The following is a 17,777-nucleotide window of genomic DNA, read 5'->3' as shown; positions in this document are numbered from 1 at the left end:
CGCTGGGGTGCTGCTGGTGGTGGCGGTGACCTCGAAGTCGAGGCCTTCCGGCGGGACGCGGTGCAGCCGGAGCAGCACCTGCCACTCGCCGGGCTCCAGCTCGCCGGGCAGGTAGCCGGGGGTGGCCCAGTCCGCGGTGATCGTGTACCCGTCGCGGGCGCCGCCGGACCAGCCGCGGAAGCCGGCCGGCCCGACGCAGCCGAGGTCCAGCACCCCCGCGTCGCGGAGGTAGTCCAGCCGGACGGTGAGCGCCGCGGTGCCCGGCGCGACGGTGACCGGCACGGCCCGCAGCACGTCCTCCGCGCGGTCCCGCAGCGTCCACCTGCCCCGGTGGGTGACCATGGTCAGGCGTCCGCCCCGACGCCGGTACGCGGCGCCGGCACTGGTGGCGCCGCCGCGCTCCCGACCAGCTCCCCGTCCCGGTAGACCAGCGAGCGCCCGGGTCGCGGCGCCACCCAGCCGGTGTCGCCCGGCTCCGGCTCCCGTCCCTCCGGCACCACGACCTGCACGCTGGTCGCCGTGCCGTCCTCGGCGGGCAGCACGTCCAGCGACACCAGGGAGAAGCTGCCGAGGTTCTCCACCACGACGACCTGACCGGTCAGCGCGTCGGTGACCGGGTCGGGGGAGTAGTCGAGGTATTCGGGGCGGACGCCGTAGACCAGGTGCTCCCCGTCGGTCACCTCTCCCCGGGCCTCCTCGGGCACCGGCAGGCGCACCCCGGCGACGGCCAGGGCGTCGCCGTCGACCCGGGCCGGGACCAGGTTCATCGGCGTCGAGCCGATGAACCCGGCGACGAAGGTGTTGGCCGGGCGGCGGAACACCTCGGTGGGGGTGCCGACCTGCCGGATCCGGCCGCCCTCCATCACCGCGATCCGGTCGGCCAGGGCCAGCGCCTCGGCCTGGTCGTGGGTGACGAAGACGGTGGTGACGCCCAGCTCGCGTTGCAGCCGCTTGAGGAACGTCCGCGCCTCCAGGCGCAGCCGGGCGTCCAGGTTGGACAGCGGCTCGTCCAGCAGGAACACCTGCGGGTGGCAGGCCATCGCCCGGGCGAGCGCGACCCGCTGTTGCTGGCCGCCGGAGAGCTGGCCGGGTCGGCGGTCCAGCAGCGCCGACAGCCCCAGCTCGTCGGCGGTGGCCGCGGCCTTGTCCTGCCGGGCGGCCTTGCCGACCTTCTTGATCCGCAGCGGGTACGCGATGTTGTCCCGCACGGTCATGTGCGGGAAGAGCGCGTAGTCCTGGAAGACCATCGCCACGTCCCGCTGACCGGGCGGCAGGTTCGTCACGGCCCGCTCGCCGATCCGCACGGTGCCGCCGGAGGCGACCTCCAGCCCGGCGATGGTGCGCAGCAGGGTGGTCTTGCCGCAGCCGGACGGGCCGAGCAGGGCGAAGAACTCGCCGTCGGCGATCTCCAGGTCGAGGGCGTCCAGGGCGCGTACCCCGTTGGGGTAGACCTTGGTCAGTTCGCGCAGGGTGATGGCGGACATCAGCGCTTGATCCCTCCGTGGAAGCGGAATCCGTACCTGCTGCTGACGAAGACGAACATCAGCGCCACCGGCAGCGAGTAGAGCAGTGAGAAGGTGGAGAGCAGTCGCAGGTCGGCCTGGCCGCCCTCGGTGTAGAGGGTGTACATGATCACCGCGGCGGGCGCCTTGTCCGGGCCGCGCAGCAGCAGGAACGGCACCAGGAAGTTGCCCCAGACGTTCGCCACCGCCCACACCCCGACCGTGGCCAGCCCCGGCCGGACGACCGGCACCACGATGTGCCGCATGATCTGCAGCGGGCTGGCCCCGAACACCCGCGCCGACTCCTCGTACGAGGTGGGCGTGGCGTCCATGAAGTCCTTGAGGATGAAGATCGCCGCGGGCAGCAGGCCGCCGGTGAGGATCAGGATGACGCCGAGCCGGGAGTCGATCAGGTGGAGCCGGAACGCCAGCTCGAACAGCGGCACCATGGTGGCCGTGCCGGTGACGATCGACGACAGCAGCAGCAGTCCGTAGAGCAACGCGTCGCGCCCCGGCACCCGGACCCGGCTCAGCGCGTACGCGGCCAGCGCGGCGAAGGTCACCACCAGCAGGGCGGTGCCGCCGGCCAGCCAGACCGAGTTGACCAGCGAGGTCAGCGCGTACGGGTTGTCCAGCAGGGCGCGGAAGTTGTCCAGGGTGAAGTCCGGCAGCGAGGTGCCGATCGTCGGCGTGTCGTCGAACGGCGCGGTGGCCAGCCAGAGCAGCGGCAGCGCGAAGAAGGCGAGCACCAGGCAGAGGAAGACGTACCGGCCGATCCGGGCCAGCATGTGCCGTACGGCGGCCCTCGACCGGTCGGCGGTTCCGGTGCCGTCCGTCGTCGTCGTCACGGTACTCACGGCGCCTCCTGAGTTCGCGACTGCGGGGCTCGCAGGACCGGCTCACTCCTCGCGCTCACGGCGCCTCCTGAGTTCGCGACTGCGGGGCTCGCAGGACCGGCTCACTCCTCGCGCTCACGGCGCCTCCTGAGTTCGCGACTGCGGGGCTCGCAGGACCGGCTCACTCCTCGCGCTCACGCCCGCTCCTTCCGCCGGCCCAGCATCCGCAGGTAGACCAGCGCGATGACCAGGTTGATCAGCAGCATGATGAACGAGATGGCCGCGCCGAAGCCCAGCTCGCCGCCGGAGAGCGCCACCTTGTAGACGTAGACCGCCAGCACCTCGGAGCGCTGCTCGGGGCCGCCCGCGGTGATCAGGAACGGGGTGAAGTCGTTGAACGTCCAGAGGCTGATCAGCAGCAGGTTGGTCAGCACGTGGCCGCGGATGCGCGGGAAGACCACGTCGCGCAGCTGCTGCCAGGTGGACGCGCCGGCCAGCCGGGCGGTCTCCAGGTGCGAGCGGGGCACGTTCTCCAGCGCGGCGGCGTAGAGCATCATCGAGAACGCGGTACCCCGCCAGGTGTTGAAGATGACGATCGACAGCATCGGATGGTCGAGCAGCCAGGCCATGCCGGGCGTGCCGAGCAGCGCGTTGAGCGTGCCGGCGTCCCGGTCGAGCAGGGCGATCCAGAGGAAGGCGACGACCGAGCTGGGCAGGATCCACGACAGCAGGACGAACGCCTCGACCACCCGGCGCAGCGGGCCCCGCCGGTCGCGCAGCGCGAAGGCGATGGCGAAGCCGAGGCCGGCCTGGCCGAGCACCGCCGAGCCGAGCACGAACTGCAGGGTCAGCAGCAGCGACGTGCGGAAGCGCTCGTCGGTCAGCGCCCGGGTGTAGTTGTCCAGCCCGACGATCTCCGGGTTGGCCGCGGCCAGGCCGGTGAGCCGGTAGTTGGTGACACCCAGGTAGATCGTCCAGGCGGCCGGCACCACGAGGAAGAGCAGGATCAGCACCATGCTCGGGACGAGGAACCCGGCGGCGCGGGCCCGGCCCAGCCCGGCGGCGTCGGGGGCGGGGGAGGCGCCCGTGTCCGGGCGCGCTCCCCCGACCGTCTCGTCAGGACGAGACGTTACCTGGACCACCGACGATCCCTTCGACCTTCTTCTGGTACGCCGTGGCGGCCTCGTCGACGCTCTTGCCCGACGCCGCGGCGGCGGTCGCCTCCTGCAGTGCCACCGACACCTGCGGGTAGACCGCCAGCGGCGGCCGGTACGCGGTCAGCGGCAGCACCTTCTCGGCGACGAAGTTGAGCATCGGGTCGCCCGCGAGGACCTCCTTGTTGACGTCCATCCGGGAGGTGATCCGCGCCGCCCCGGCGAGCTGCGCCTTGGTGGCCTCCGCCGAGTGCATGAACGCCAGCAGCTCGAACGCCTGGGACGGGTACTTCGAGTTCGGGTTCAGCACGTCGACGCCGCCGCCGGACATGCTCACGAAGTCCTGCCCCCGGATGCCCGCGCCGGGCTGCTTGGCCGGGATCATCGCGTACCCGACGGTGCTGTCCCGGTCGGGCATCTTGGCGATGCCGTCCTTCGGGTTGATGACGCTGCGCCAGAAATAGTCGCCCTCGCCGAGGATGCCGATCTTGCCGGCGGCGAACTCCTCGAAGGACTTGTCCCGACCCTTGGCCTCCTGCTGGAGCTTCGGGTCGCCGAGGCCGCCGCCGTAGACCTTGGTGTAGAAGTCGAGCATGTCCTTGACCGGCTGGTTGGCGCCGGCCCACTTGCCGTCCTTCCAGATCTCGCCGCCGGCGCCGACCAGCAGCGGCAGCGCGCCCTGCATCGCGGTCGCCTCGCCCATCGCGGTGCCGGCGTTGATCTGGATCGGCGTCACCCCGGGCAGCGCCTTGAGCTTGGCGCCGGCGTCGAGGATCTCCTGCCAGCTCTTCGGTTGCCAGTCGGCGGGCAGGCCGGCCTGGGCGAAGAGCTTCTTGTTGTAGTAGAGGACGCGGCCGTCGGTGCCCTGCGGGATGCCGTACCGCTTGTCGTCGAACGTGCCCAGGCCCTGCACGCTCTCCGGGATCTGCGACCAGCCGTCCCACTTCTCGGCCTGGTCACCGGCCACCTCGGACAGCGGCTTGAGGTATCCGGCCTGGGCGAACTCGCCGACCCAGATGCCGTCGACGGACACCACGTCGGCGCCGCCCTTGGAGCGCAGGTCCAGCGCCAGCTTGGTCTTGTACTGCTCGTCGTCGACCCCGCTGGGCACGAACGACACCTTGGCGGTTACCCCCTTGGCCTTCTGGGCTTCGACGAACCGGGGGATCACCCACTTCTCGATCCACTCGGCGCCGGTGGCGTTCTTGCCGCCGGCGATGGCGTTGGCGGCGATGGTGAGGGTGATGTTCTTGGCGTCCTTGCCGGCCGGCTCGTCGCCTCCACCGCAGCCCGTGGCGGTGAGGGTGACGGCGGTGAGCGCGGCGAGCACACCCGTGACGCGTCTCGACGTGACTGACATGGGTTGTTCCCTTCGCAAGGAGAGACTTCGAAGAGACTCGCGGGTCGCCCGCCGGCCGCAGGTCCATGCCGGCGGTGCTTGTCGGCCACAATGTCATGACAGCCTGACGACGTAAATACCTGTCACCGAAATGAGCCGGAAACAGGCGCGTCACCGCTCGGCGACGGTCACCTCCAGCGCGTACCGGGAGGCCCGGTAGATGTGCGCGCCGTGCTCGACGTAGCGGCCCTGGTCGTCGTACGCCGTCCGGGTCATGGTCAGCAGCGGGGCGCCGCGCCGCTCGCCGAGCATCTGCGCCTCCGCCGCGGTCGCGGCCCGGGCGCCGATCCGCTGCTGGGCGCCGCGCACCCGCAGGCCGGCCGCGCGCAGGATCGCGTACAGGCCCCGGCTCTGCAGGCCGTCCAGGGTGAGCCGGACCAGGTCGAGGGGGAGCCAGTTCTGCATCACCGCGAGGGGCTCCCCGTCGGCGAAGCGCAGCCGGCGCAGGTGCTGCACCTCGCTGCCCGCGGCGACCCCGAGCGCGGCCGCCACCGGCGCCGGGCAGGCCACGGTGGCCAGTTCGAGCACCGAGGTGGACGGCTGCCGCCCGGCCCGGGCCAGGTCGTCGTGCAGGCTGGTCAGCTCGACCGCGCGGCGCACCTCACCCCGGACCACCTGGGTCCCCACGCCCCGACGGCGGACGATCAGTCCCTTGTCCACCAGGTGCTGGATGGCCTGCCGGACGGTGGGCCGGGACAGTCCCAGCCGGTCGGCGAGCTGCAGCTCGCTGTCCAGCCGGTCGCCCGGTGCCAGGTCACCGCGCTGGATCGCGGCGCTGAACTGCTCGGCGACCTGGAAGTAGAGCGGGACCGGGCTGCTCCGGTCGACCACGATCTCGGGGCCGGTCACGGGGACCTCCTCGTCACGGTTGCCCAGGGGGTCGGGGGCGCGTCGATGGGCGCCACTGTACCGAAGTGGTCACCGAGCGCGCCCGCCGGATGTCAGGACAACACATTGACACAACTCGCGGCCACTGTTACCAATCAGGGACCAGGATCGAGGTGGCGGTCACGCCGTCGCCGGCCCGGACAAAGGACGCCGCATGCTCGATGTGCTCACCATCGGCCGGGTCGGAGTGGACATCTATCCGCTGCAGATCGCCACGCCGCTGGCCGAGGTCGAGACGTTCGGGAAATTTCTCGGCGGCAGTGCCACCAACGTCGCGGTCGCCGCCGCCCGGTACGGGCTGCGCGCCGGGGTGGTCACCCGCACCGGCGCCGACGCCTTCGCCGACTACGTGCACCGGGCGTTGCGGGACTTCGGCGTCGACGACAGCCAGGTGCGACCCGTCGCCGGGCTGCCCACCCCGGTGACGTTCTGCGAGATCTTCCCGCCGGACCACTTCCCGATCTGGTTCTACCGCACCCCCACCGCCCCGGACCTGCAGATCCACCCCGACGAGCTGGACCTCGCCGCCATCGTGGCCGCCCGGGTCCTCTGGATCACCGGCACCGGGCTCTGCCAGCAGCCCAGTCGGGACGCGCACACCACCGCGCTGGCCGCCCGCGGCGGCCGCCCGCACACCGTCCTGGACCTCGACTACCGGCCGATGTTCTGGCCCGACCCGGCCGCCGCCACGGCCGCCTACGCCGAGGCGCTGCCCCGGTTCACCGTCGCCGTCGGCAACCTCGACGAGGTCGAGGTGGCGGTCGGCACCCGGGACCCCGAGCAGGCCGCCCGGCTGCTGCTCGACCGCGGGCCGCGGCTGGCCGTGGTCAAGCTCGGCCCGGACGGGGTGCTCGCCAGCACCGCCGAGCGCACGGTCCGGGTGCCGCCGGTGCCGGTGGCGGTGCTCAACGGGCTCGGCGCCGGGGACGCCTTCGGCGGCGCCCTCTGCCTGGGCCTGCTGCGGGACTGGCCACTGGAGCGGACGCTGCGCTTCGCCAACGCCGCGGGCGCCATCGTGGCGTCGCGGCTGGCCTGCTCGTCCGCCATGCCAGACGAGGCCGAGACCGAGGCGCTCGCCGCCCGGGCGGAACCGGCCCCCGCGACGGAAGGAGACCGGTGAGCACCGACTACGAGGCGTTGACCCTCACCCGCGCGCACCGGCCGCAGGCGATCGCCGAGGCCGCCGCCGGGCGGACCCGCCGACCCTGGCCGGACCACGGCCGACCGCTCTTCCTCATCGCCGCCGACCACCCGGCCCGGGGCGCCCTCGGCGTCCGGGACCGGCCGATGGCCATGGCCGGGCGGGCCGACCTGCTCGACCGGCTACGACTCGCGCTGTCCCGGCCCGGGGTCGACGGGGTGCTCGGCACCCCGGACGTCCTGGAGGACCTGCTGCTGCTCGGCGCGCTGGAGGACCGGCTGGCAATCGGCTCGATGAACCGCGGTGGCCTGTTCGGCGCCGCGTTCGAGCTGGACGACCGGTTCACCGCGTACGACGCCGACAGCATCGCCGCGATGGGCTACGACGGCGGCAAGATGCTCTGCCGGATCGACCCGGCCGACCACGGCACGGCCTCCACGCTGCAGGCCTGCGCCCGGGCGGTCAGCGCCCTCGCCGCGCACCGCACGGTGGCGCTGGTGGAGCCGATGTGGGTGGGGCGCACCGACGGGCGGGTCCACGTCGACCTGACGCCCGAGGCGGTGATCAAGAGCGTGAGCGTCGGGCAGGCACTCGGCACGACCTCGGCGTACACCTGGTTGAAGCTGCCGGCGATCGACGAGATGGACCGGGTGATGGCCGCGACCACCCTGCCCGTCCTGCTGCTCGGCGGCGACCCGACGGAGGCCCCCGACGTGGTCTACGCCCGCTGGCAGCGGGCGCTGCGCCAACCCGGCGTCCGCGGGCTGGTGGTCGGCCGGGCGCTGCTCTACCCGCCGGGCGACGACGTGGCCGCCGCGGTCGACCTGGCCCACTCGCTGCTGCCGACGCGGCAGGAAGCATGACCGGGGAGCTGCACCTGCCCTGGGGTACGACGGCCCGACCGCCCTGGGCGCTCGAGCTGACCCCCGCACGGGCCGGCTGGATGTACGCGGGACTGCGGGTGCTGGACCTGCCCGCCGGCGGCGTGGTCACCTTCGCCACCGGCGACGAGGAGATGCTGGTCCTGCCGCTGGCCGGGGCCGCCACCGTCCGCTGCGACGGGCTGCGTATGGAGCTGGCCGGTCGTGCCTCGGTCTTCGCCGCGGTCACCGACTTCGCCTATCTGCCCCGGGACGCGACGGTGACGGTCCGGGGCGAGGGGCGCTTCGCGCTGCCGTCGGCCCGGGCCACCCGCCGGCTGTCGCCGCGCTACGGCGCGGCCCGGGACGTGCCGGTGGAGCTGCGCGGCGCCGGGCCGGCCAGCCGGCAGGTCAACAACTTCTGCGCCCCGGAGGCCTTCGACTGCGACCGGCTGGTCGCTGTGGAGGTGCTCACCCCCGGCGGCAACTGGTCGTCCTACCCGCCGCACAAGCACGAGGACGACCGGGTCCACGACGGCGGCCGGGTCGAGGCGGCGCTGGAGGAGATCTACTACTTCGAGGTGTCCGGGGCGGCGCCGGGCGACGACGGGGGACCGGTCGGCTACCAGCGGGTGTACGGCACCGACCGGCGGCCGATCGACGTCCTCGCCGAGGTGGGCAGCGGCGACCTGGTGCTCGTCCCGTACGGCTACCACGGCCCGTCGATGGCCCCGCCCGGCTACCACCTCTACTACCTCAACGTCCTGGCCGGCCCCGGCCCGGACCGCACCATGGCGTGTGTGGACGACCCACGACACGGCTGGATCCGGGGCAGCTGGGCCGACCAGCGGGTCGACCCGCGGCTGCCGCTGACCGGCCCGGCCCGGGGAGGCGACTGATGCGCAGGCTCACGGTGGCGCAGGCCCTGGTGGCGTTCCTCGCCCGGCAGTGGTCCGAACGCGACGGCCGGCGGCGCCGGCTGATCCCCGCCTGCTTCGGCATCTTCGGCCACGGCAACGTCGCCGGGCTCGGCGAGGCCCTCGCCGGCGCCGCCGCCGCGGGCGTCGACCTGCCGTACCGGTTGTGCCGCAACGAGCAGGGCATGGTGCACACCGCCGCCGCGTACGCCCGGATGACCGACCGGCTCAGCACCCTGGCCTGCACCACCTCCATCGGCCCGGGCGCGACCAACCTGGTCACCGGAGCCGCCGGCGCGACCATCAACCGGCTGCCGGTGCTGCTGCTGCCCGGCGACATCTTCGCCACCCGGGCGGCCAACCCGGTGCTGCAGGAGCTCGAGGACACCCGCTCCTACGACGTGAGCGTCACCGACGCGCTGCGCCCAGTCTCCCGCTACTGGGACCGGATCAACCGGCCCGAACAGCTGCCGGCGGCGCTGCTGGCCGCCATGCGGGTGCTCACCGACCCGGTGGAGACCGGCGCGGTCACTCTCGCCCTGCCGCAGGACGTGCAGGCCGAGGCGTACGACTGGCCGGAGGAGCTGTTCGCCGACCGCGTCTGGCACGTGCCGCGCCCCCGCCCCGACGAGGGGGCCGTCCAGCGGGCCGCCCGGATCGTCACCGCGGCCCACCGGCCGGTCCTGGTGGCCGGCGGCGGCGTCATCTACAGCGGCGCGCCGGACACGCTGCGCCACTTCGCCGAGCGGCACGGCGTGCCGGTGGTGGAGACCCAGGCGGGCAAGGGCGCCCTGCCCCACGACCATCCCCTCGCCGCGGGCGCGGTCGGGGTCACCGGCACCGCCGCGGCCAACGAACTCGCCGCGAACGCCGATGTGGTGATCGGCGTCGGCACCCGGTACAGCGACTTCACCACCGCCTCCGGCACCCTCTTCGGCGACGCCCGGTTCGTCAACCTCAACATCACCGGCTTCGACGCCGCCAAGCTGTCCGGCGTCCAGGTCGTCGGGGACGCGCGGGAGAGCCTGACCGCGCTGAGCGCGGCCTGCGCCGACTGGGCGACGCCGGCCGCGTACCGGTCGACGGTCGCGGACCTGGGCGCCCGGTGGGCGGCCGTGGTGGACCGCGCCCGGCACGCCGACCCGCAGGCGCCGCCGACCCAGGCGGCGGTCATCGGCGCGGTCAACGACGCCGCCGGCCCCCGCGACGTGGTGGTCTGCGCGGCCGGGTCGATGCCCGGTGACCTGCACAAGCTGTGGCGCAGCGCCGACCCCAAGGCCTACCACGTCGAGTACGGCTACTCGTGCATGGGCTACGAGATCGCCGGTGGGATCGGGGTGAAGCTGGCCGCGCCCGACCGGGAGGTCTTCGTGCTGGTCGGTGACGGTTCCTACCTGATGCTGCCGAGCGAACTGGTCACCGCGGTGGCCGAGGGCGTCAAGCTGGTCGTGGTGCTGGTCGACAACCAGGGGTTCGCCTCGATCGGGCGGCTGTCGGAGAGCGTCGGCGCGCAGCGGCTCGGCACCGCCTACCGCGACCGCGCCGGTGCGCCGCTGCCGGTCGACCTCGCGGCGAACGCGGCGAGCCTCGGCGCGGAGGTGATCCGGGCGACCACCATGGCCGAGCTGCGGGCGGGTCTGGACGCGGCGAGGGCGGCGCACCGCACGACGGTCGTGCACGTGTCGACGGACCCGATGGAGGCCGGGCCGGACGGCGGCGCGTGGTGGGATGTGCCCGTCGCCGAGGTCTCGGCCACCGCGGCGGCGCAGACGGCCCGGGCCGCGTACGAGGCGGGGCGCAAGGCGCGCCGCGCGCACCTGCACCCGTCCTGACCCACGTCGCCGGGGGCCACCGCGGACCCGGTGTCCTCGGTACACTGCCGCGATGCACCGGTCCCGGGTCCACGCCCTGATCATCGACGTGCCGCGGGCCGCCGCGGCGCAGGCCGCCGACTTCTGGGCCGCCGCGCTCGGTGCCCCGCCTCGGCACCTCGCCGACGAGCCGGAGTTCACCAACCTGCCGGACGTCGTGCCCGACCTGGTCACCGCGATCCAGGCGGTCGACGACGCGCCGCGCTACCACCTCGACATCGAGACCGACGACGTGCAGGCCGAGGTGGACCGGCTGCGCGGGCTCGGTGCCACGCCGGTGTCCCGGTGGCAGGAGTGCCACGTGCTGCGTGCCCCCACCGGCCACCTGCTCTGCGTCATCCCGGTCGTCGGCGACCCGGCGGGGTTCGCGGCGACCGCCCGGCGCTGGGACTGATCGTCCGACGGGCGACGCCCCGACCGCCGGGACGGCGGCCGGGGCGTCCACAGGGTCGGGTCATCCGGTGTACGGCAGGGTGACCTTCGACCGGTTGCCGGTGCCGAGGCTGGTCGGCGTGCTGCCGATCGCGTTCCAGACCTCGACCTTCACCGTGCCGCCGGCCAGGTTCCCGAGCGTGCCCGCGGCCGAGTACAGGCCCTTGGTCTCGGTGTAGTGCTCCCAGCCGTCGACCGGGTCGGTGGCGAAGTAGTGGTACGTCTCCACCCGGTCGAAGGTGCCGTCGCCGGTCAGGTCGTAGGAGACCCGGACGTGGGTGCCGTCGCCCACCCCGGTGCCGGCGTCGAAGAACAGGTCGAACCGGGTCTGCCCGCCGGAGTACGTCGCGGTGACCCCGGTGGCGGTGTAGACCAGCGGGTTGTGCGGCGTACCCACCCAGTTGCCGTTGGCGGCGGCGACGGTCGCTGTGCCCGCGACCCCGGCGGTGCCGGACAGCTGGCTGGTGCCCTGTAGGTACAGGTTCGCGGCGAAGCCGGTCGGCGGCGGGGTGGTGGTGGGCGCCGTCCCGGTGTACGGCAGCACGACCTGCGACTGGTTGCCGATGCCCAGGCTGGTCGCCGCGCCACCGATGGCGTTCCAGACCTCGACCTTCACCGTGCCGCCGGCCAGATTCCCCAGCGTGCCGGCGGCCGACTTCAGCCCCTGCGTCTGCCGGTAGTGCTCGACCCCGATGACCGGGTCGGTGGCGAAGTACTGGTACGTCTCCACCCGGTCGAAGCTGCCGTCGCCGGTCAGGTCGTACGACACGCGGGACTGCACCCCGTTGCCCACCGCTGTGCCCGCGTCGACCGCCAGGTCGAAGCCGGTGGCGCCGCCGGTGTAGGTGCCGGTCAGCCCCGTGGCGGTGAACACCTGCGGGTTGGTCGGCGTGCCGTCGTGGGTGCCGTTGGCCGCGGCCACCGACACCGTGCCGGCCGCACCGGCCGTGCCACCCAGCGCCCCGCCGGAGAGCAGGTACTGCGTCGGGCTGAGCGGCTGCCCCGGCGGGGTGGTGGGCGATGGCGACGGGCTCGGGCTGGTCGGGGTCGGGCTCGGGCTGGTCGTCGTCGGCGGGCCGGTGGGGACGACCACGCCGCCGGTGGCGTTGCCGCCGCTCCAGGTCAGCGCCCCGGAAGTGGCGGTCTTCCCGGCCGGGACGACCAGCTTCGTACCGTCGGAGAAGGTCACCGTCAGCGGCGCGGCGGTAATGTTCGACGCCACGTAGGTGCGCGCGCCGCCCTTGGCGAACACCTTCGCCAGCGGGTGGCTGGCGGTGACGGTGGTGTCCACGGTGCCGAGCGCGGCCAGGTTGCGGATCCAGTGGAAGGTGTGCGCCTTGCTCTCGCCCTCCTCGCTGGTGAAGGTGCTGTTCGCCCGGAAGTTCGACAGCGCCCGGTCGCCGTCACCGAGGGCCAGGAACTCCCAGATCACGTCCTGCCAGACAGTTGGCGGTCCGCCGTTGTTGGTGACCAGCTCGTTGTAGTTGGCGGTCACGTAGGCCGGGTCGTCGCCCAGGTAGAAGTGACCGCCGGTGATCGGCAGCATGTTGATGCCCTGGATCATCTCCGGGTCCGCGGAGAACCAGGTGGAGTACGACGCGCCGTCGCCCCAGACCATGCCGACGGTCCGGTGACCGAAGGCGGAGGGGAAGTTCGCGTCGCGCACGTCGAACCAGTACTCGGAGATCGCCGCGGACTGGGTGGTCCAGATGTAGACACCGGCGTCCCGGACGGCGGTGTCGCCGGTCGCCTGGCCCCACTGGATCAGGGCGTTGGCGAAGTTCATCCCCTCCGACGAGGACTCCTGGTTGTTGCCGGCGAAGAAGGCGGCGTGCCCGGAGGCCCAGTCGTGGCCGGCGTAGATGTCGAAGTCCCGCAGGTAGGGGAACCGGGCGTCGGCGCGGTCGTAGTTGTTGGCGTCGCGGACCAGCAGGTCGACCATGCCGCCGTACTGGGCGTCGGCGGCCCAGGCGGGGTCGAACTTGGCGACGGTCGCGGCGGCGGCGACGAGGTAGCCGTAGTGGAAGTGGTGGTCGTTGAGGTCCTCGTCGGAGAGGTACGAGGCGGGGTAGCCGATCAGCGTGCCCCAGTTCCGGTCGTAGTAGAAGAGCTGGCCGGTCTCCCCGGAGCCGGCGGTCAGCCAGTTGGTGAGCCGGGTCTTCATGGCGTTCACCGCCGCGTTGCGCACGGTGGTGAGGCCGAGTTGGTCGGCGATCTCGGCGATGCGCGCGGCCCGGCCGAGGCCCTTGCCCGCCCAGTAGGTGTCCTGGCCGCTGACCCCCTCCGGGTGGGCCAGTTCGGCGTTGAGGTGGTTGGTGACGGTGGTCAGGTCGGCGCCGGAGGAGTCGCCCACCGCGGGCACCTCCGGCAGCACGCCGGTGTACCTCATGCTGGTGGTGAAGGACGAGACGCCGGTGAGCGTGCGCATGGCGCCGCGCGGCGAGACGTACGTCGGGGTGATCGGGGTGCCGCCGGCGAGGCTGCGCCACTGGTGCGGGTAGAGCGACACCACGGTCCTCGTCTCGGTGCCCTCGCGCTGGGTGGTGGTGAACGCGTACGTGGTGCGTACCGTGCCGGTGGCCGGGTCGTACGCGTAGGTCATCCTGGTGCCGGTGACGTGCGCGTGGGCGTACCTGCCGTATTCGGCGGCGAGGGCGGCCTTGTCGGCGCCGCCGGGCAGGACGGCGACGGAGAAGTAGCCCTTGCCGCCCAGCGTGGAGCTGATGCCCGTGCCGGCCACGGTCCAGCTCGCGCCGGTCGGCGCGTACGCCACGTAGTCGTGGCCGCGGACGGTGAAGCCGATCATCGCGCCGGAGTTGGCCCAGACGGTGGGCGCCGCGGCGGCGGTGATCTGCGCGTTGCCGCCGGTGATCCGGTAGTAGCTGAACGGCAGGCCGTGGCCGATGGTGGCTCGCATGGTGCGCGCGCCGTCGGTCCAGTCCGCGGTGACCGTCCAGTCGGTCCAGTCGGCGGCCTTGACGACCGGGGCGCCGAGCCCGGCCACCCCGACCCGGATGTCCTCGGTGTACGGGAAGTGGTATTCGCCGACCCCGGTGGCGGTGCCGCTGATCGCCGGTGTGGTGGTGTACGACAGGCCGAGCCCGTTGGTCTCCGCGTGGTACGCGAGCGGGTGGGCGTGCAGGTTCTCGCTGGTGGCGCAGTTGTTGCGCTTCCAGAGCAGCGACGACCACCAGTCGTTGGTCGGGATCGCGCCGGTGGGGGCGTCGGCGGTGACGAAGAGGCGCGGGTTGGTGCTGATCTCGCCGCAGCCCTTGGGCAGCGCGGTGCCGGGCGGGCGGGTCTCGGTGAAGCTGCCGGCGCCGACGGTGCCCGCCTCGGCGGTGCCGCCGCCGAGCACGACGACGCCGAGGCCGCCCGCGGCGAGGAGAGCGGCGGTGGCGAGGGCCAGGGCGCGGACGCCGCCGCGGCGCCGTCCGACGGGGGCCGGGACGGGTGTCGGCCCAGGACGGTCGCCCGGGGAGACGTCCCGGAGGGGGAGGGTCATGGGGTTCCCCTTCGCAATCAGGGATCGGGGCACGGGGTGTGCGGCAGGGAGCCGAGAGAGCGCTCTCTTGAGGAGCGAGGTTAGGTATTGGTTACATCCCCGTCAATGGCTTGTTACGCCAGAGAACGCTCTCCAGGGCTTGCTCGCCGCCTGCCCGCGCGATCCTCGACCCCTCCGGATCAGCGAAGATGGCCCATCGGTGGACCTGGTGACCCGTCCCGCGAGCCCTGAAACACGCGAAAAAAATCAGCTATCAGGATCACGACCGGGGCCAGTGGGCCGCGGCCGGATGAGGTCCGGGGCGCCGCGCGGCGGCGGCGTCCCGGTCCAGGTTCGGACGGCCTCAGGCGGCCGACGCCACCGCCGACCCGTCCCGCCGGGCGGCCGGCGCCGGCTGGGTACGCGGGGATGCGCCCGCCCAGCCGCCCTCGTCAGCCGAGCGGTCCCGGTCGGCGGTGTCGGCGGTCGCCGCCGAGGCCGGGCGGCTGGCCGCCTGAGCGGCGCGCATGCCCTCCTGCGCGTTGTTCCAGGCGGCGCAGGGCCAGGCCGCGCCGACGCAGCTCGGGCTGACGCAGGCGCCGTCCTCGTCGGCCTGGTGGGTGTCGGCCACCGCGGTGGCCAGGCCCCACAGCAGCGGGTCGGTCACCTCGACCGGACGGTCGGCCGGGTCTGTGCTTGCTTCGGACATGAACGTCCCCCCTCTTCGAGCGGCCCCCACCATTTCCAGTTCCGCGGTCGATCAAACCTCCGCCCGTGATCTTTTCGGCGTCCGTGCCGGTCGGCCGCCGGCCGGCCGGCGGCATAGGCTTACCGGTGTGGCGAGGTACTACGACCTGCATCCGGACAATCCGCAACCCCGGGTCCTCCGGCAGGTCGTCGACCTGCTCCGCGACGACGGCCTGATCGCCTACCCGACCGACTCCTGCTACGCCTTCGGCTGCCAGCTCGGCAACCGGGGCGGACTGGACCGGATCCGCGAGATCCGCCGGCTCGACGACCGGCACCAGTTCACCCTGGTCTGCCGGGACTTCGCCCAGCTCGGCCAGTTCGTCAAGGTCAGCAACTCCGTCTTCCGGCTGGTGAAGGCCTGCATCCCCGGCAGCTACACCTTCATCCTGCCGGCCACCGGGGAGGTGCCCCGCCGGCTCCAGGACCCCCGCAAGCGCACCGTCGGGATCCGGGTGCCGCAGCACACCGTCACCCAGGCACTGCTGGCCGAACTCGGCGAACCGCTGCTCTCCAGCACCCTGCTGCTGCCCGGCGAGGACGAGCCGATGACCCAGGGCTGGGAGATCAAGGAACGGCTCGACCACCTCCTCGACGCCGTCGTCGACGCCGGCGACTGCGGCGTGGAGCCGACGACCGTGGTCGACCTGTCCGGACCGGAGCCGGAGATCCTGCGCCGCGGGGCCGGAGACACCGCCCGCTTCGAGTAGCCACCGCGCCAATTACCCGGTTCGACCGCGCGTTCCGCACCCGCCGTTCCACCATGTTGGGGCGGCGGCCTACACGTGATCCCCCCCCGTCGCCGCGCCGGCGGCGATCGGATGACGGGAGTACGACGTGAGCGGACTCGTGCTGATCGCGGTGCTGGGCGTGACGGTGCTCATCGGCACCACGCTCGGCGGCCGGTACAGCGTCGCGCCGCCGGTCCTGCTCATCTCGATGGGCGCCCTGCTCGGGCTCCTCCCGCCCTTCCGGCACGTGGTGCTCGAACCGGACGTGGTGCTCCTGCTCTTCCTGCCCGCGATCCTCTACCGGGAGAGCCTGGTCATCAGCCTGCGGGAGATCCGGGCCAACCTCGGGGCCATCGCCCTGCTGGCGGTGGCCCTGGTGGTGCTCACGATGGTCGCCGTCGCGTACGCCGCGCAGGCCCTCGGGGTCGAGCCGGCGGCGGCCTGGGTGCTCGGCGCGGTGCTCGCACCGACCGACGCCGCCGCGGTCGCCGGGCTGGCCAAACGGATGCCCCGCGGCATCCTGACCACGCTGCGCGCGGAGAGCCTGATCAACGACGGCACCGCTCTGGTGCTCTTCTCCGTCGCCGTCGGGGTGATCGCCGGCGGCGCGGTGCCCAGCGCGCCCGGCCTGCTGGTCCGGTTCGTCGTCTCCGCCGCCGGCGGGGTCGCCGCCGGCCTACTGGCCGGCGGAGCGTCCGTCCTGATCCGCAAGCACGTCGACGATCCGATGCGCGAGGGCGGGCTGAGCATGCTCACCCCGTTCGTCGCGTTCCTGCTCGCCGACGCCGTGGACGCCAGTGGCGTCCTGGCCGTCGTCGTCGCCGGCCTGCTGCTGTCGTACGCCGGGCCCCGGGTCATCCGGGCCCGCTCCCGGATCACCGCGTTCGCGTTCTGGGACCTCTCCACCTTCATGATCAACGGCGGTCTCTTCGTGCTGCTCGGCATGCAGATCCCGCGCTCGCTGCGCAGCATCACCAGCCACTCGCCGACGCAGTCGCTCGGCATCGCCGCGGTGGTCACGGCCGTGGTCCTGGTCACCCGGATGGGGTGGCTGCACCTCGCCATCCCCGCCCTGCAGACCCTCGACCGCCGCAAGGGCCGCCGCGCCAGCCAGTTCGACTGGCGGGTACGCACCGCCGCCGGCTGGGCGGGTTTCCGTGGGGCCGTCTCCCTCGCCGCCGCCCTCGCCGTCCCCGTGGCGACCAGCGCCGGCACCCCCGTCCGCGAGCGCGACCTGATCATCTTCGTCACCGTCACCGTCATCGTGCTGACCATGCTGATCCAGGGCACGACGCTGCCCTTCGTGGTCACCTGGGCGCGGCTGACGGGCGACGTGGAGCGGGCGGACGAGGTACGCACGGCCCGGATCCGCGCCACCGAGGTCGGGTTGGCCGCTCTGCCGCAGGTGGCCGCCGAACTCGGCGCGTCGCCGGACGCCGTCGACCGGCTCCGCAGCGACTACCAGGAGCACCTCGACGACGTCCGCAGAGCCGACGACCACCAGACGGCGGAGGAACGCGAGACCGCCCGCCGGCTGCGGCTCGGGGTGCTCGAGCACAAGCGCCGCGAGATCACCCGGCTGCGCGACTCCAACGAGATCGACGACGCGGTGCAGCGGGAGGTGCAGGCGGCCATCGACATCGAGGAGATCCGGCTGCTCGGTCCGACCAGCGAGGACTGACCCGCCAGGCTAGATCCTTGGGTTCGAGAATCTGAACAACTGAGTCAGGTTTTCAGGCTGCGGTTTTGAGTCGTGCGCGGGCGATGTAGTCGTCGACGTGGTGGTCGATGGCGGCGAGGGCTTGACGCAGGTCG

At 73.0% G+C, this 17,777-nt stretch carries 15 protein-coding genes; 7 read left to right on the top strand and 8 right to left on the bottom strand.

Annotated features, from left to right (window positions below; translation table 11 throughout):
• The 6 genes from DKT69_RS04405 to DKT69_RS04380 all read right to left on the bottom strand — a co-directional run.
• On the bottom strand, positions 1-342 hold a 342-nt coding region (locus DKT69_RS04405), incomplete at its 3' end, for a hypothetical protein (protein WP_201749485.1).
• 2 nt (positions 343-344) lie between these two features.
• Complete coding sequence (locus DKT69_RS04400) at positions 345-1,484, bottom strand: ABC transporter ATP-binding protein (protein ID WP_109800314.1); 1,140 nt, start codon at positions 1,482-1,484, stop codon at positions 345-347.
• On the bottom strand, positions 1,484-2,359 hold the full coding sequence (locus DKT69_RS04395; protein WP_201749484.1) for a carbohydrate ABC transporter permease: 876 nt from the start codon (positions 2,357-2,359) through the stop codon (positions 1,484-1,486). Before DKT69_RS04395 ends, DKT69_RS04400 begins: the two co-directional genes overlap by 1 nt.
• Before the next feature lie 173 nt (positions 2,360-2,532).
• Positions 2,533-3,480, bottom strand: coding sequence for a carbohydrate ABC transporter permease (locus DKT69_RS04390; RefSeq protein WP_201749483.1), 948 nt, complete (start codon positions 3,478-3,480; stop codon positions 2,533-2,535).
• Positions 3,455-4,852, bottom strand: a complete 1,398-nt coding sequence (locus tag DKT69_RS04385; RefSeq protein ID WP_109800312.1) for an extracellular solute-binding protein — start codon at positions 4,850-4,852, stop codon at positions 3,455-3,457. Before DKT69_RS04385 ends, DKT69_RS04390 begins: the two co-directional genes overlap by 26 nt.
• Before the next feature lie 150 nt (positions 4,853-5,002).
• On the bottom strand, positions 5,003-5,740 hold the full coding sequence (locus tag DKT69_RS04380) for a GntR family transcriptional regulator (protein WP_109800311.1): 738 nt from the start codon (positions 5,738-5,740) through the stop codon (positions 5,003-5,005).
• A 193-nt stretch (positions 5,741-5,933) separates the two neighbouring features.
• On the opposite strand from DKT69_RS04380, the gene iolC reads away from it, so the two are divergent.
• The 5 genes from iolC to DKT69_RS04355 are packed head-to-tail and all read left to right on the top strand — an operon-like array spanning position 5,934 to position 10,962.
• A complete protein-coding gene (iolC, locus tag DKT69_RS04375) occupies positions 5,934-6,899 on the top strand; it encodes a 5-dehydro-2-deoxygluconokinase (protein WP_109800310.1) in 966 nt (321 codons plus the stop codon).
• The gene (locus DKT69_RS04370) at positions 6,896-7,783 is read left to right on the top strand and encodes a Cgl0159 family (beta/alpha)8-fold protein (RefSeq protein ID WP_109800309.1); all 888 of its coding nucleotides are present in this window, start codon (positions 6,896-6,898) and stop codon (positions 7,781-7,783) included. The genes iolC and DKT69_RS04370 overlap by 4 nt, the downstream gene beginning before the upstream one ends.
• A complete protein-coding gene (gene iolB, locus DKT69_RS04365) occupies positions 7,780-8,679 on the top strand; it encodes a 5-deoxy-glucuronate isomerase (RefSeq protein WP_109800308.1) in 900 nt (299 codons plus the stop codon). The genes DKT69_RS04370 and iolB overlap by 4 nt, the downstream gene beginning before the upstream one ends.
• Positions 8,679-10,529: a 3D-(3,5/4)-trihydroxycyclohexane-1,2-dione acylhydrolase (decyclizing) gene (gene iolD / locus DKT69_RS04360; protein WP_109800307.1), complete on the top strand. Its 1,851-nt coding sequence runs from the start codon at positions 8,679-8,681 to the stop codon at positions 10,527-10,529. The genes iolB and iolD overlap by 1 nt, the downstream gene beginning before the upstream one ends.
• 52 nt (positions 10,530-10,581) lie before the next feature.
• The gene (locus tag DKT69_RS04355; protein WP_109800306.1) at positions 10,582-10,962 is read left to right on the top strand and encodes a VOC family protein; all 381 of its coding nucleotides are present in this window, start codon (positions 10,582-10,584) and stop codon (positions 10,960-10,962) included.
• A gap of 60 nt (positions 10,963-11,022) precedes the next feature.
• Here the strand turns inward: DKT69_RS04355 and DKT69_RS04350 are convergent, their stop codons facing one another.
• Positions 11,023-14,505, bottom strand: coding sequence for a glycosyl hydrolase (locus DKT69_RS04350; RefSeq protein ID WP_236647331.1), 3,483 nt, complete (start codon positions 14,503-14,505; stop codon positions 11,023-11,025).
• A gap of 343 nt (positions 14,506-14,848) precedes the next feature.
• Positions 14,849-15,193, bottom strand: a complete 345-nt coding sequence (locus tag DKT69_RS04345; protein WP_109800305.1) for a hypothetical protein — start codon at positions 15,191-15,193, stop codon at positions 14,849-14,851.
• A 127-nt stretch (positions 15,194-15,320) separates the two neighbouring features.
• On the opposite strand from DKT69_RS04345, the gene DKT69_RS04340 reads away from it, so the two are divergent.
• Complete coding sequence (locus DKT69_RS04340; RefSeq protein WP_109800304.1) at positions 15,321-15,941, top strand: L-threonylcarbamoyladenylate synthase; 621 nt, start codon at positions 15,321-15,323, stop codon at positions 15,939-15,941.
• A 127-nt stretch (positions 15,942-16,068) separates the two neighbouring features.
• Positions 16,069-17,643 carry a Na+/H+ antiporter gene (locus DKT69_RS04335; RefSeq protein ID WP_236647330.1) on the top strand — a complete coding sequence of 525 codons (1,575 nt, stop codon included), beginning with the start codon at positions 16,069-16,071 and terminating at the stop codon, positions 17,641-17,643.
• The last annotated feature ends 134 nt before the right edge of the window (positions 17,644-17,777 follow it).

The organism is Micromonospora sicca (assembly GCF_003172935.1).
Taxonomy (GTDB): domain Bacteria; phylum Actinomycetota; class Actinomycetes; order Mycobacteriales; family Micromonosporaceae; genus Micromonospora; species Micromonospora sicca.
The sequence above is the reverse complement of the archived record's forward strand: the minus strand, read 5'-3'. Positions and strand labels throughout refer to the sequence as shown.